Origin of the sequence: Actinacidiphila glaucinigra (genome assembly GCF_035918135.1) — a bacterium.
Lineage (GTDB): Bacteria > Actinomycetota > Actinomycetes > Streptomycetales > Streptomycetaceae > Actinacidiphila > Actinacidiphila glaucinigra.
The window spans coordinates 8,162,298-8,175,792 of record NZ_CP109144.1; the positions used below are offsets into that span (position 1 = coordinate 8,162,298).

The following is a 13,495-nucleotide window of genomic DNA, read 5'->3' on the forward strand; positions in this document are numbered from 1 at the left end:
GGTCTGCGGCGGGCCGGTCAGGCCACCGTGTGCGGGTCCGCGGGCCGGCCGCACTCCTCGCCGACGACCCGCAGCACCAGGCGCACGGCCTCGTCCACGGCGGCGGCCACAGGAGCGCTCAGACCGATGCCCTCCTCCAGGCACGCCGGCTCGCAGCCGACCACCAGGACCCGGGAGGGCTTGGGGGAACCCGTCCCGGCGCTGAGGGTGTCGAGCAGCGCCAGTACGGTGTCCGGGGTCATCCGGTGCCCGTCCACGAGGGCCTCGCCCGGGCCGTCGCCGCCGGGCGGCGGAGCCTCGATGAGGTGCAGCGTGCCGGGGGCGCCGCCGCGCGCCACGGCGTCGACGAGGACCACGCTGCGGTACCCGTCGAGCAGCTGGTACGCCAGGTGCACGCCGCGTACGCCGGTGTCGGTGACGTGGACGCCGTCGGGCAGCGGGTGCCCGGACAGCCGGCGCACCACCTCGACGCCGAAGCCGTCGTCGCCCAGGAAGATGTTGCCGATGCCCGCGACCAGCACACCTCCCGTGCTCACGCGTCCTCCAGGGGAGCGAGTTCGTCGGGCTGGAAGTACAGGAAGCGGCCCTGCTCCCGGCGGATCTCCGCGCCGGGGTCGCCCTCGACGGTCACCGCGAGGTGCACCCCGCCGTCCACGTCGTGCAGAACCGCCTCCACCTGGGCGCTGCGCCCGTGCAGGAACAGGTCCTGTGCGTCGGTGCGCCGCCGTCCCGGCTGCAGGACGACCCGGCTGCCGGCGGCCACCCAGGTGTCGCCGACCATGACGCGGTCCCGGGCCGGGTCGACGGAGGCGTCGGCGCCCGGGTCCCACCAGGGGGTCTCGGGGACCGCGGCGGGCGAGTCCCGCGGACCGGTGACCTCGCGCAGCGCGCGCACGGCGCCGTGCAGACGCTCCATCACCTCCGGCGGCATGGAGTCGGCCAGGTCGATCACCGCGGCCGCCCGTTCGTCGGTGCCGCGCGCCTGGCGCTTCTCCTCGTCGGTGAGGGCGGCGGTGCGCAGCGCCAGGATCTCGTCGATCTCGGTGGCGTCGTAGAGCGCGCCGGGGCTCTCCGGGGCGATCCGCGGATGGTCCTCCAGGATGATGGGGGAGGACAGCACCACGTTCGCCGCGCCGTCGTCGCCCGCCAGCACCGGCCAGGTGTTCTCGTTGCGGCACTCGGCGACGGCGGCCTTCGCCCACTCGGGAGGGTCCGTCATCGACACGAAGTAGCCGGCGGTCAGCCGCAGCATCAGGTGGGCCGAGACCAGCGCGTGCGGCAGCGCCTCCTCCCGGTTCGAGGCCAGGGCGTTCCCGGTGTTCTCCGCGACGGCGGCCAGCCGCAGCACCCGGTAGGGGCCGGGCAGTTCCTCCGCCGAGAGCCGCAGGACGCCTTCGAGGCGCTCCCGGCGCCGCACGACCCGCCCGGCGGGGAAGCCGTCCGCGCCGGTGACGATCTCGCTGTCCTCCGTCGCGGGGACGGTGAACGGCAGGACGACGTCCTCGGCGGTCAGCGCCGCGATGTCGACGGACACCTCGACGCGTTCCTCCACACCCTCGTCCCACGGGACCAGCACCCGGTCAGGCAACTGGAGTTCGCCGGTGGGCTCGAACTCGCCGTCGATCAGGATCCGTTCCACCGTCCGCCGCTGGGCGTGCAGGAAGCGCAGCTCCGCGTGGAGCGCGGCGTCCGCGCGCGGCTCCATGAGGATCTCGGTGCGCTGCAGGACGGGTTCGCCGGACGCGGAGGCCCACACCGGGGGCACCAGCACCCCGAACTGCCAGCGCATCCGGTTCTTCGCCGAGGACGCCCGGTACGGGTAGAGCACGTAGCCCTCGAACAGGACGGCGTCGGCGGCCTGCCGGGCGGTCGCGAAGCGTTCCGTGGCGGCCGTCACCGGGCGCCTCCCGCCGGGGCGGCGGCGCCGGCGAGCAGGGCCTCGACGGTCGCCTCCCACGAGGGAAGGGCGTGCGCGCTCCGGAAGGACCGCAGGGACTCCAGCGCCGTACGGGGCAGCCGGATCCAGCCGCACCCCGGGAAGTGGGCGTCGATCGCCTCGCGCCACACCGCCACCGGCATGCGGCACACCGCCTCCTTGTCCCAGGGCACCGGCTGCACCTGGAAACCGCCCGGACCGACGAAGGCGGTGCCGGAGAAGAGCAGCAGCAGCGGCGCCTCGCCGTCCTCCAGGGCCTCGAAGTACTTCGCCGAGGCGACGTCCGTGTCGTAGGTGCACGGCACCGGCAGGTCCACCTCGGTCTCGCCGGTGAAGCCCGGCACCATGAGCGACACCTGCGCGAACTGCATCGGCTGCAGCGTGCTGCCCCACCGCTCGCGCTCGCCGAACAGATCGCCCAAGCCCCGCGCCTCCGCGTCGCCGTACCCCCGCTGCGCCGGTTCGATGCGCAACTGGCAGCGGAGCGCGAGGGCGTGCACCCGCTCCCCGCCGGGGGCGGTGATCCGCAGCCGGAAGACCAGCGTCGGTCCGGCGGCGTACGGATCGGCCCGTACGCCCGTGCAGCCGAAGTCCAGCTCGGTCACGTCGGCAACCCCTCCCGCGGCGCCACCGGTGCGGCCCGCTGTCGTACGTCGTCGAAGAAGGCGGCCAGTTCGGCGCGGGCGCCGGAACCGCCGTCGAAGCCCTGCCAGTTCAGACGCAGCCGGCCCACCAGCTCGTAGGCCCGGTCGACCGGGAGGAGGTAGCACTCGCCGCCGTCGCCGTCGCCGTCGCCCCCGTCGCGGTCCCGGCGGACCAGGAGCGCCTCGACGTCCGGACGCAGCGCGCCGGCCAGCGGCGAGTCGCCGAACACGGCCTGCCAGGTGCCGGGGTCGACCTCGCTCTCGGTGGCGCCGGCGGGGCTCGGATAGAGGACCACGGGCCGGTCGAGCACCGAGTTGTGGAAGAAGAAGGCGACCGAGACGGGGATGCGCAGTCGCTGCCAGGCGGCCGCATCGGGCACCGAGCCCGGGTCGCCGAGCACCCTGTCGGGCACGGCGGCGAACCGGCCGCCGCCCGCACCGGGCCGCTCCAGGACCAGCGCGCACGGCACGCAGGCGCAGGCCAGCGCGCGCCGGCCTGCGTCGACCAGATGCCGGTGGGGGCCCGTCAGTTCCACCCCGCACAGCTCGCAGCGCTCGGGCGTGGGCTGCCGGGGCGCCACGAAGCGGCGCAGTCCGGCCCCGGGGGCCTGCCGGCTCATGGCGCCCCCGGTGGGCGGTTGCCGATCTGGAGCAGCGCGGGCTCGCCCGCCGCCGGACCGGAGAGCGGCATCTCGACCACCGACACCTCCGGGGCGAAGCAGGAGAGTGCCGCCTCGATGCGCTGCCGGGTGGCGTCCATGGTGCTGGGGCAGCCGCAGCCCCCGTCCTCGCGGGCGCTCAGGCGCAGTGTGCCGGTCTCGGGGTCGAAGTGCTCGATGCCCACCGTCGCACCGGCCCGGGCCGCCTCCACGGCGCGGCCGACCCGGGTGAGGGTGTCCTCGGGGTGCAGGTCGTGGAGGGTCAGCAGGCCCGCGACCATCTCGTCGGCCATCAGCACGGCGAGCGGGTCGGCCGAGCCGTTCTTCAGGAGCGTGACCGCGCGGTCCAGGCCCGCGCCGTAGAACTCCATGAGGGTGCGCACCAGTTCCTCGGCGGCACGCGCGGTCTCGCCGTCTCCGGAGGCCGCGAACGCGTCGAGGATCTCCTCGACGCGCCGCGCCGTCTGCTCCGCGCTCATCCGGCCATACCGCTCAGACCGGTGGGCACGTGGAGTTTCTCCACGGTGCGCCCGCCGCCGACGTACATGTGGACGCCGCACGGCAGACACGGGTCGAAGCTGCGCACGGCCCGCATGATGTCGATGCCCTTGAAGTTCTCCGGGGAGTTCTCCTCGAAGATCGGGGTGTTCTGCACGGCGTCCTCGTACGGGCCCGGGGTGCCGTAGGTGTCGCGCACGCTGGCGTTCCACGGGGTCGGCGGGTACGGGTGGTAGTTGGCGATCTTGCCGTCGCGGATGACCATGTGGTGCGAGAGCACGCCGCGCACCGCCTCGGTGAAGCCCACGCCGATGCTCTCGTCCGGGACCTCGAACTTCTCCCACGTCTGGGTGCGGCCCGCGCGGACCTCGTCCAGCGCCTTCTCGCAGAAGTACAGGGCGCAGGCGGCGGAGTAGGCCTGGAAGTAGGTGCGGGCCCGGTTGCGCTCCAGGGCGTTGCTCCACTGCGGGATCTTCCACTCGAAGGTGGTCTCCGGCTTGGTCAGCGTCCTGGGAAGGTTGATCACCACGCTGTGCCCGGTGGCCTTCACGTACCCCATGTCGACGAGGCCGTTGAGCGCGGTGGACCACAGCCGGGCGAGCGGGCCGCCGCCGGTGTCCAGCGCCAGGTGGTCCTTGCCGTCGAACCAGCGCGGGGACATCACCCAGCTGTACTTGTCGCCGAAGTCGCGCTTCTGGGGCGCGGGGATGGTGTGCTGGTTCCACGGGTGGCGCGGGTCGACCGGGTTGCCGAGCGGGTCGTGGGTGACGAACTGCTGCTGGCCCTCCCAGTCCTGGTAGTAGGAGCTGCCCAGCAGGATGCGGATGCCCAGGTTGATCTGCGTGAGGTCGTTGGTGACCAGCTTCCCGTCCACCACGATGCCGGGGGAGACGAACATCTTCCGTCCCCAGTCGGTCATGTTGGCGTACGTGAAGTCGCAGTGGTCCGGGTCGTTGAGGGCGCCCCAGCAGCCGAGCATGATGCGGCGGCGGCCGACCTCCTCGTAGCCGGGCATGGCCTCGTAGAAGAAGTCGAAGAGGTCGTCGTGGAGCGGCACGACGCGCTTCATGAACTCCACGTACCGCATCAGCCGGGTGAGGTAGTCGGTGAACAGCTGCACCGACGCGATGGTGCCGACGCCGCCCGCGTAGAGGGTGGACGGGTGGACGTGCCGGCCCTCCATCAGGCAGAACATCTCGCGGGTGTAGCGGCTGACCTGCAGCGCCTCGCGGTAGAACTCGCCCTCGAGCGGATTGAGCGAGCGCATGATGTCGCCGATGGTGCGGTAGCCGTGCTCGGCGGCGTGCGGGGACTCGGTGCGGTCGGCCTGCTCCATGACGCCCGGGTTGGTCTCGCGGACCATCTTCTCGCAGTAGTCGACCCCGACCAGGTTCTCCTGGAAGATGTTGTGGTCGAACATGTACTCCGCGGACTCGCCGAGGTTGATGATCCACTCGCCGAGGTGCGGCGGCTTCACCCCGTACGCCATGTTCTGCGTGTAGACCGAGCAGGTGGCGTGGTTGTCGCCGCAGATGCCGCAGATCCGGCTGGTGATGAAGTGCGCGTCGCGGGGATCCTTGCCGCGCATGAAGACGCTGTAGCCGCGGAAGACCGACGAGGTGCTGTAGCACTCCGCGACACGCTTCTGCTTGAAGTCGATCTTCGTGTGGATGCCGAGGCTGCCCACGATCCGGGTGATCGGATCCCAGGACATCTCCATCAGGCCACTGCCGTCTCCGGCCGTCTTCGTCTTCGGAGCCATGGTGTGTGCGTGCCCTTCGTCAAACGGGGGAGGTGGGTGGTCGGTGGCCGGCTTGGTGCCGTGAGGTCACCAGGGCGCCTTGTAGCCGGTGGTGAGCTTCCGGCCGGTGTGGCGCCACTTGGGCTCCTTGTCCACGGTCCTGGCCGTGATGGAGCGCAGCCGCCGGATCGCCGCGCCGTACGCGCCGCTGGCGGTGCTCGACAGCCGCGCGCCGGGCGGCTCGTCCATGAACGGCATGAACATGTCCGGGAAGCCGGGCATGGTGCAGGCGATGCAGATGCCACCGACGTTGGGGCAGCCGCCGATGCCGTCCATCCAGCCGCGCTTGGGGACGTTGCACTTCACGACCGGGCCCCAGCAGCCGATCTTGACCAGGCACTGCGGCGAGTCGTAGCGGTCGGCGAACTGGCCCTGCTCGTAGTAGCCCGCGCGGTCGCAGCCCTCGTGCACGGTCGCGCCGAACAGCCACGCCGGGCGCAGCTTGTCGTCCAGCGGGATCATCGGCGCGGAGCCGGCCGCCTGGTAGAGCAGGTACGTGAGCGTCTCGGCGAAGTTGTCGGGCTGGATCGGGCAGCCGGGCACGCAGACGATCGGGATGCCCGCCTTCGACTTCCACTCCCAGCCCAGGTAGTCCGGCACGCCCATGGCGCCGGTCGGGTTGCCCTCCATGGCGTGGATGCCGCCGTAGGTGGCACACGTGCCGATGGCGACCACGGCCAGGGCCTTGGGCGCGAGACGGTCGATCCACTCGCTGGTGGTGATCGGCTGGCCCGTCTCGGGGTTGTCGCCGAAGCCGCACCAGTAGCCCTCGGCCTTGATCGCCTCGTTGGGGATGGACCCCTCGACGACCAGGACGAACGGCTCGATCTCGCCGCGTTCGGCCTTGAAGAACCACTCGATGAAGGTGTCGGCGCCCCCGACCGGACCGCACTCGAAGTCGATCAGCGGCCAGTGCACCTGGATCTTGGGAAGGCCGGGAAGGCCGCCCAGGACGATCTCCTCGATGCTGGGCAACGTCGCGGCGGTCAGCGACACCGAGTCTCCGTCGCAACTCAGCCCCGCGTTGATCCAGAGAATGTGGATCGGGGCTTGCTCGTCCCCGGCTGCCGGGGTCCGTGCGGCGTCGTTCTGGGTCGAAGCAGTCGCATCCATCGGGATGCCTCCTCATCGAGCGACAAATGCCAGATAAAGGCATCTATCCCCCTTGATAGCGAGTGGCTCGCCGGGAGGGGACGTCGAAGGGGGCCAATACGGTGACCGCCCCTTGATCGGCGCGGGTGCGCCTCAGGGGCAGGAGGCCGCCGGGGCCTCCCGAAGGTGCGAGGGGGTCCCGGCGGGGGTGCGGCGGTGCACGAAGGCCGAGCGGAGGGCGTGGTAGGGGGACCGGGGGTCGAAGAAGGCCTCCCGCATGCGGGACAGCTCCTCGGCGCGGTGCGACGCCAAGGGGCGCTGCGCCTCGCGGCGCTCGGCCTCCGCCTTCTTCGCGGCGATCCTGGGTTGCGTCCCGGCCGTGCGGGCCAGCCGGGCCGCGAGACGGGCGACGTCGGCGCCGAACTCCTGCGGGCCGCACATCAGCAGCCGGTCCACCAGCCCGATCCGCAGGGCGGCGGCCGCGCCGACCGGCAGGGCCTGCTGCGTCAGGCACGCGGCCGTGGCGGGGCCGACCCGGCGGGGCAGGGTGTACGTCCAGTACTCGGAGCCGTACAGGCCCATCAGGCGGTAGTGCGGGTTGAGCACCGCGCCCTGGCGGCACCAGACCTCGTCGGCGGCGAGGGCGAGCATCACGCCGCCCGCGCCCGCGTTGCCGCCGAGCGCGGAGACCACCAGGCGGTCGGTGGTGGTCAGCACCGCCTCGACCAGGTCGTCGATGGCGGTGATGTTCGCCCAGGACTCGGCGCCCGGGTCGGCGGCGGCCTCGATGGCCTTGAGGTCGATGCCGTTGGAGAAGACGTCCCGGGCGCCGCCCAGCACCAGCACCGAGGTGGGCCGCGTGCAGGCGTGGCGGTAGGCCGCCAGGAGCCGTCGGCAGTCGGCGGCGGACATGGCGCCGCCGGGGAGGGAGAACGACAGGACGCCCGCCGCGCCGTCCTCGCGGTAGCGGATGTCGGCCCAGGTCTCCCGCTCGCCGGCGAGTTCCGGGGGCAGTGGGTCCTCCGGCAGCGGCGGCAGGAGGGCGCCCAGCGCGGTGACGGCGGGCAGCGCGAACGTGGGTGGGCCGCCCGGGGCGGGACGGGGCCGCAGCCGGGGGAGCCACACGGCGGCGTCGCGGGTGGCCCGGCACACCGCGCCCGCCCGGGTGGCCAGCAGCCGCCCCGGTTCACCGCGCAGCCGGTCCTCGGGGTGGCCGCCGTGCAGGAACCAGCGGGCGCCGAGGAGCTCGTCCAGGACGCCGGGCCGTGAGTCGGCGGCGCGCAGCTTGCGCAGCACGGTCGCGGTCGGGTCGGCGGCCCAGTCGATGCGCCGCTCGCCCTGGCGGAGTGCGGGGCGGACGCGGACGGCCGCCGCGAGGGCCGGGTCGCTCTGCTGCCGGGGGACGTACGCGCCCGAGGCGAACCGGTCGACGGCCAGCAGGACGGCCTCCATCGCCGCGTCCGAGACCTCTCCCCGGTACAGGTCGCTCTTGCCGACCGGCGGCACCTCGCAGTCCACCGAGGCCCAGACCGGACCCGCGTCCATCTCCTCCTCGGCCTGCAGGACCGTCACCCCCCAGGCGGTGACGCCCTCCTGCACCGCGTGGTCCAGGGAGGCGGGGCCCCGGTCGCCGGGTGGGCCGGGGTGCACGATCAGGCAGGTGCGGGCGGTCCGGACGTCCGCGGGGATCGCCGCCGTGAGCATGGGCGCGACGACGAGTTCCGGCTCGTGGCGGGCGAGCGCCGCCCGCATGGCGTCGCCGTCCGGTGTCACCTCCACGGCGACGGTGTGTCCCAGCTCGCCGAGTTCCGCGTACACGCGCTGCGTCAGGCTGTTGAACGCCGACGCCATGAGCAGGATGTGCATGACGACCTCCCGGGCCGCCCGGCACGATCGGGGAGGGGGAGCACCGGCCCCGGCCTTCAGCGATGATGCCCGCCCCGCGGGTGCCCGCGGGTGCGGCCCGGCCGCCGGTTCACCCGATCGCCGCCGACCCGGCCGCTTGCGGGTGGTGCGGCGGCGCGATCCCGGACCGTCCCATGTATTGACGCGAACGCATCAACTCGATAGGTCTACACCAGATGCATTTGGTACAGACCAACTGCGCGTTCCCCCCACGGGAGGCCCGGATGCGAAGAACTCTGGCCCTGGTCACCGCGCTCGTCGGAGCGCTCGTCCTGCTCCTCGCCCCGCCCGCCGCCGCGGCCGCCCCGAGCGCGGCCTTCGTGAAGACGGCCACCTGGGAGACCGGATACCAGGGGCAGTACACGATCACCAACGGCGGCACCACCACCCTCAGCGGATGGACCGTCGAGTTCGACCTGCCGTCCGGGACGAGCGTCGGCTCGTACTGGGACACCCTGATGACCCAGAGCGGCAGTCACTACACCTTCAAGAACCGCGAGTACAACGGCACGCTGGCGCCCGGCGCGACCGCGGTCTTCGGCTGGGTCTCCTCGGGTACGGGCGCGCCCGCGAACTGCAAGCTCAACGGCGGGTCCTGCACCGGCTCCGGCGGCGGACCGGACACCACCGCGCCGAGCGTCCCCGGCGGGGTCACCGTCGGCTCGGCCACCTCCTCCTCGCTCACCGTCCGCTGGACGGACTCCACCGACAACTCCGGCAGCGTCGCCGGCTACGAGGTCTCCCGGGACGGCGGCGCCCCCGTCGCCGTGACCGGCAGCTCGTACACCGCCACCGGGCTGCAGGTGAGCACCGGCTACTCCTTCCGCGTCCGCGCCAAGGACGCGGCGGGCAACACCTCCGCGTACAGCGGCGCGGTCAGCGGGACGACCACCTCCGGCGGCACCAACCCGCCCCCGGGCGGCGTGCGCACCGCGCCGTACGTCGACATGGGCGCCTGGCCGACGCCCAGCCTGACCACGCTGTCCTCGGCGAGCGGCCTGAAGAGCTTCACCATGGCCTTCATCACCGCCTCGTCCTGCAAGGCGATGTGGTTCAACGCCTACGACCCGCGCGACGGCTGGAACAAGGACCAGATCGACGCGATCCGCGCGGCCGGCGGTGACGTCAAGATCTCCTTCGGCGGCGCCACCGGCATCGAACTCGCCCAGGCCTGCGGCTCCGTCGACGCGCTGTACGCCGAGTACGACGCCGTGGTCAACGCCTACGGCCTGACCTACGCCGACTTCGACATCGAGGGCGCCGCCACCGCCGACCCGGCGTCCGTCGCCCGCCGCTCCCAGGCGCTGGCCCGCCTCCAGCAGGCCCACCCCGGGCTGCGGATCTCCCTCACCCTGCCCGTCCTTCCGGAGGGGCTCACTGCGGACGGGCTGGGTGTCGTGCGCTCGGCCCGGGACGCCGGGGTGAACCTCGACGTCGTCAACATCATGGCGATGGACTACTACCGCAGCGCCGACTACGGCGACGCGGCGATCCAGGCGGCCAACAGCACCTTCGCCCAGCTCAAGTCCCTCTACCCCGGCAAGTCCGACGCCCAGGTGTGGGCGATGGTGGGCGTCACGCCGATGCTCGGGCAGAACGACGACGGCCGGATCTACGACCAGGCCGACGCCCGCCAGTTGGTGAGCTTCGCCCAGGGCAGGCACCTCGGCATGCTCGCCTTCTGGGAGACGACCCGGGACCGCAACGCCTGCACCGGCGCGCTCTACATGTGCACCAACATCCCGCAGTCCCCTTACGAGTTCTCGCGGATCTTCGCGGGCTACACCGGATAGCACCACCCGGGCACCGTCCCCACGGGCCGTCGTCGTGTGCGGAACACGGCGGCGGCCCGCTGCTTTCCGGCCGATGTGGAGACGATGTCGCCGATCCGTGAAGGCGCTTTCACGGAGGCCCCGGTTCCACTGAGTCCATTCACCCGGACGCCCAGCCCACCGCAAGTGCGACACAACGGATAGTACACATTGTGAACAATCGGTGACCGAAAGTCGCGGAGCGATGTGACGAGCGGGCTCTCGATGCACAAGACTCCTCGACGTCCGATATCCGGATCGAGTGCCGAAGGAGTGTTCGCTATGCGGATCAGTGCGGTGGGGACCTGCCTGGCCCTGGTGGCGGCGATGTGCTCGGCGGGGGTCGCAGCCGGCTCGGCGCAGGCCAGGCCGGCCGGGGCGACGAGCCTGTACGCGCCGTCCGCCCTCGTCCTGTCCGTGGGGAGGGGAGAAGACCCCGCGACGGCGACGATACAGCGCGCGGTCGTGCTGCGCTGCAGGCCCACCCCGTACGGCGACCACCCGGACCCGGTGGCCGCCTGTGCGGAACTCGCCGCCGTCCACGGGGACTTCGCGGCGATGACCGCCGACGCGGAGGGTGTGGCCTGCACCCGGATCTGGGATCCGGTCGTGGTCACCGCCGACGGGGTCTGGGAAGGCCGGCGCGTCACCTTCGCGCAGACCTTCGGCAACCCGTGCGTGCTGCGCGGCAGCGACACGGCCGGCGTCTTCGCCTTCTGACGCCGATGCCGTGAACCAAGGCCACGGGGTTCACCGTGGGGGAGAGCCCTGTGAGGGGGCGGCCGACTCGTGGGACGGGGTCGGCCGCCCCTGTGTTTTCGTGTCCCGCCGCGGCATCAGGTCGTCTTGATCTGGCCGCCGTCGATGGTGAACTCCGCGCCCGTGACGTTGCCGGCGACGGGGGAGACGAGGAAGGCGATCAGGGCGGCGACCTCCTCGGGCTCGGTGACGCGCCCGGTGGAGATGCCCATGCTGCGCGGCACGACCTCGTCCAGGGCCTGCTGGGCGGTGGTCCCGGCCGCCGCGGCCGTCTGGTCGGCGAAGGCCCCCGGGGCGGTCCAGAAGGGCGTGCGGACGGGGCCGGGAGCGACCGCGTTGACGCGGACGCCGCGCGGGGCGAACTCCTCGGACAGTGACTTCGTCAGGTTCGCCAGCGCCGCCTTGGCGGCCGAGTAGTCGACGACCATGGGGTAGGGGAGGCGCGCGTTGACGGACGTGACGTTGACGATAGCGCCGCCGCCCGCCGCCACCATGTGGGGCAGCGCGGCGCGGGTGGTGCGGACCGCGCTGAAGAAGGAGATCTCGAAGACCCGCCCCCACTCCGCGTCGTCCACCTCGAGGAAGCTGCCGCGGGACTTCCCGGAGCCCACGTTGTTGACCAGGATGTCGACGGCGCCGTAGTGCTCCACGGCCTGCCGTACGAGCTCGGCGGGGCCATCCGGGGTGGCGAGGTCCACGGCCACGGGGGTCACCTCGTAGGCGTCCCGGAGGGCTTCCGCCTCGGGGGTGAGGCTGCGGCTGCCCGCGACGACCCGGACGCCCTCACGCGCGAGTGCCTCCGTCACCGCCAGGCCGATGCCCCTGCCGGCTCCGGTGACGACAGCGACCTTGTCCTGGAGCTGCAGTTCCATGGGGACCCCTTCGGGACGGGCGGGTGGGTGTCGAGCCTGGGGGACGGGAGGCGGGGTCGCCACCGGAGCGCCGCCGGTCGGGGCCCTCGCCGGGATTCGCGCATGAGGGTCGGTCAGATACGTGTCCCCGCGCCGCACGGGCACCGTCGAGACGTGCCCTGGACGGTGGCGGGTATCGGCCGTGTACGACAGGGGACTTGACGGGGTATTGGTCTAGTCCTACCGTCATCCCTCAATCGCAGTGTTCACGGGTACATCCATGGTTCACCCATGTGAACATGCCGTCTCCTGGGAAGGCGTCCCCCCATGTCCCACAGATCACAAGGTCTCCTCACCAAGGGCATCTTCGCCCTCGTCGCGGCGCTGGTCGCCGCCCTCCTGGCCGCGCTGCCCGGCGGCGGTCGCGCCGAGGCCGCGCCGGCTGCCTTCAGCCACCCCGGTGTCCTGGTCAGCCGCGCCCAGCTCGACTTCGTACGCGGAAAGGTGCAGGCCGGGGCGCAGCCCTGGAAGGGCGCGTACGACCAGATGATGGCGTCGAAGTACGCCTCGCAGTCGCGGACCCCCAAGCCCCGCGCGGTCGTCGAGTGCGGCTCCTACTCCAACCCCAACTACGGCTGCACCGACGAGCGCGAGGACGCCATCGCGGCCTACACCAACGCGCTGGCCTGGTACGTCACACGCGACGCCAAGTACGCGCAGAAGGCGATCCAGCTGATGGACGCCTGGTCGGCCACCATCACCGACCACACCAACAGCAACGCCCCGCTGCAGACCGGCTGGGCGGGCTCGGTGTGGCCGCGCGCGGCGGAGATCATCCGCTACACGTACACCGGCTGGCCGAACATGAACCGCTTCGCCACCATGCTGCGCAACGTCTACCTCCCCGAGGTCATCAACGGCTCCAAGAGCAACGGCAACTGGGAGCTGAGCATGATGGAGGCCGCCGTCGGCATCTCCGTCTTCCTCGACGACCGGACCTCCTACGGCAAGGCCGTCACGCGCTACCTCAACCGCGTCGCGGCGTACGTCTACCTGGACACCGACGGCGCGCTGCCCAGGACCGTGCCCGGGAGCGGGCTCGACACCCGGGACGAGATCGTCGGCTACTGGCAGGGCCAGTCCACCTTCGTGACCGGTCTGACCCAGGAGACCTGCCGCGACTTCACGCACACCGGCTACGGCATCTCGTCGATCTCGCACGTCGCCGAGACCAGCCGCATCCAGGGCGAGGACCTCTACCCGCAGGTCGGCGAGCGGCTGCGGCAGGCGCTGGGCTTCCAGTCCAAGTACCAGCGCGGCGAGGCCGTGCCGTCCTGGCTGTGCGGCGGAAGCCTCAACCTCGGTCTCGGGCCGGTCACCGAGGTCGGCTACAACGCGATGCACAACCGGCTCGGCTACGCCATGACCAACACCCAGGCGCTCACCGAGTCCCAGCGCCCGGCCGGCAGCAACAACCTCTTCGTAGCCTGGGAGACCCTGACCCACGGCGATAACCTCTCCTGATCCGGAAGAGGTGAT

Annotated in this window: 12 protein-coding genes; 3 read left to right on the forward strand and 9 right to left on the reverse strand. The window is 72.1% G+C overall.

The features are described from left to right. Positions 1-17: 17 nt before the first annotated feature. From OIE69_RS37040 to OIE69_RS37075, 8 genes are all read right to left on the reverse strand, one after another. The gene (locus tag OIE69_RS37040; protein WP_326579181.1) at positions 18-536 is read right to left on the reverse strand and encodes a hydrogenase maturation protease; all 519 of its coding nucleotides are present in this window, start codon (positions 534-536) and stop codon (positions 18-20) included. After that, the gene (locus tag OIE69_RS37045) at positions 533-1,897 is read right to left on the reverse strand and encodes a hypothetical protein (protein WP_326579183.1); all 1,365 of its coding nucleotides are present in this window, start codon (positions 1,895-1,897) and stop codon (positions 533-535) included. The genes OIE69_RS37040 and OIE69_RS37045 overlap by 4 nt, the downstream gene beginning before the upstream one ends. After that, positions 1,894-2,541 (reverse strand): DUF6084 family protein, encoded by a 648-nt coding sequence (locus tag OIE69_RS37050; RefSeq protein ID WP_326579185.1) that lies wholly within the window; start codon positions 2,539-2,541, stop codon positions 1,894-1,896. Before OIE69_RS37050 ends, OIE69_RS37045 begins: the two co-directional genes overlap by 4 nt. Continuing rightward, the gene (locus tag OIE69_RS37055) at positions 2,538-3,200 is read right to left on the reverse strand and encodes a DUF5947 family protein (RefSeq protein WP_326579188.1); all 663 of its coding nucleotides are present in this window, start codon (positions 3,198-3,200) and stop codon (positions 2,538-2,540) included. The genes OIE69_RS37050 and OIE69_RS37055 overlap by 4 nt, the downstream gene beginning before the upstream one ends. Beyond that, positions 3,197-3,718 (reverse strand): hypothetical protein, encoded by a 522-nt coding sequence (locus tag OIE69_RS37060; RefSeq protein WP_326579190.1) that lies wholly within the window; start codon positions 3,716-3,718, stop codon positions 3,197-3,199. Before OIE69_RS37060 ends, OIE69_RS37055 begins: the two co-directional genes overlap by 4 nt. Further along, positions 3,715-5,499 carry a nickel-dependent hydrogenase large subunit gene (locus OIE69_RS37065; protein ID WP_326579192.1) on the reverse strand — a complete coding sequence of 595 codons (1,785 nt, stop codon included), beginning with the start codon at positions 5,497-5,499 and terminating at the stop codon, positions 3,715-3,717. The genes OIE69_RS37060 and OIE69_RS37065 overlap by 4 nt, the downstream gene beginning before the upstream one ends. A 66-nt stretch (positions 5,500-5,565) precedes the next feature. Continuing rightward, positions 5,566-6,651: an NADH-quinone oxidoreductase subunit B family protein gene (locus OIE69_RS37070; protein ID WP_326579194.1), complete on the reverse strand. Its 1,086-nt coding sequence runs from the start codon at positions 6,649-6,651 to the stop codon at positions 5,566-5,568. Between the two features lie 132 nt (positions 6,652-6,783). Further along, positions 6,784-8,496, reverse strand: coding sequence for a hydrogenase maturation protein (locus tag OIE69_RS37075; protein WP_326579196.1), 1,713 nt, complete (start codon positions 8,494-8,496; stop codon positions 6,784-6,786). 263 nt (positions 8,497-8,759) lie between these two features. On the opposite strand from OIE69_RS37075, the gene OIE69_RS37080 reads away from it, so the two are divergent. Together OIE69_RS37080 and OIE69_RS37085 are read left to right on the forward strand one after the other, a co-directional pair. After that, positions 8,760-10,328, forward strand: a complete 1,569-nt coding sequence (locus tag OIE69_RS37080) for a cellulose binding domain-containing protein (protein ID WP_326579198.1) — start codon at positions 8,760-8,762, stop codon at positions 10,326-10,328. 300 nt (positions 10,329-10,628) lie between these two features. Continuing rightward, positions 10,629-11,066, forward strand: coding sequence for a subtilase-type protease inhibitor (locus tag OIE69_RS37085; RefSeq protein ID WP_326579200.1), 438 nt, complete (start codon positions 10,629-10,631; stop codon positions 11,064-11,066). A 116-nt stretch (positions 11,067-11,182) separates the two neighbouring features. On the opposite strand, the gene OIE69_RS37090 is transcribed toward OIE69_RS37085, so the two are convergent. Continuing rightward, entirely contained in the window at positions 11,183-11,977 is a 795-nt protein-coding gene (locus tag OIE69_RS37090; RefSeq protein ID WP_326579202.1) for an SDR family NAD(P)-dependent oxidoreductase, read from the reverse strand. Between the two features lie 306 nt (positions 11,978-12,283). Between OIE69_RS37090 and OIE69_RS37095 the strand changes: the two genes are divergently transcribed. Next, positions 12,284-13,480: an alginate lyase family protein gene (locus OIE69_RS37095; protein WP_326579204.1), complete on the forward strand. Its 1,197-nt coding sequence runs from the start codon at positions 12,284-12,286 to the stop codon at positions 13,478-13,480. The last annotated feature ends 15 nt before the right edge of the window (positions 13,481-13,495 follow it).

Bases quoted from the DNA above. Each gene is read 5' to 3' on its own strand.
- OIE69_RS37085 (WP_326579200.1), top strand. From the start codon at position 10,629: ATGCGGATCAGTGCGGTGGGGACCTGCCTGGCCCTGGTGGCGGCGATG.
- OIE69_RS37055 (WP_326579188.1), bottom strand. From the start codon at position 3,200: ATGAGCCGGCAGGCCCCCGGGGCCGGACTGCGCCGCTTCGTGGCGCCC.
- OIE69_RS37060 (WP_326579190.1), bottom strand. From the start codon at position 3,718: ATGAGCGCGGAGCAGACGGCGCGGCGCGTCGAGGAGATCCTCGACGCG.
- OIE69_RS37065 (WP_326579192.1), bottom strand. From the start codon at position 5,499: ATGGCTCCGAAGACGAAGACGGCCGGAGACGGCAGTGGCCTGATGGAG.
- OIE69_RS37070 (WP_326579194.1), bottom strand. From the start codon at position 6,651: ATGGATGCGACTGCTTCGACCCAGAACGACGCCGCACGGACCCCGGCA.
- OIE69_RS37075 (WP_326579196.1), bottom strand. From the start codon at position 8,496: ATGCACATCCTGCTCATGGCGTCGGCGTTCAACAGCCTGACGCAGCGC.
- OIE69_RS37095 (WP_326579204.1), top strand. From the start codon at position 12,284: ATGTCCCACAGATCACAAGGTCTCCTCACCAAGGGCATCTTCGCCCTC.
- OIE69_RS37080 (WP_326579198.1), top strand. From the start codon at position 8,760: ATGCGAAGAACTCTGGCCCTGGTCACCGCGCTCGTCGGAGCGCTCGTC.
- OIE69_RS37090 (WP_326579202.1), bottom strand. From the start codon at position 11,977: ATGGAACTGCAGCTCCAGGACAAGGTCGCTGTCGTCACCGGAGCCGGC.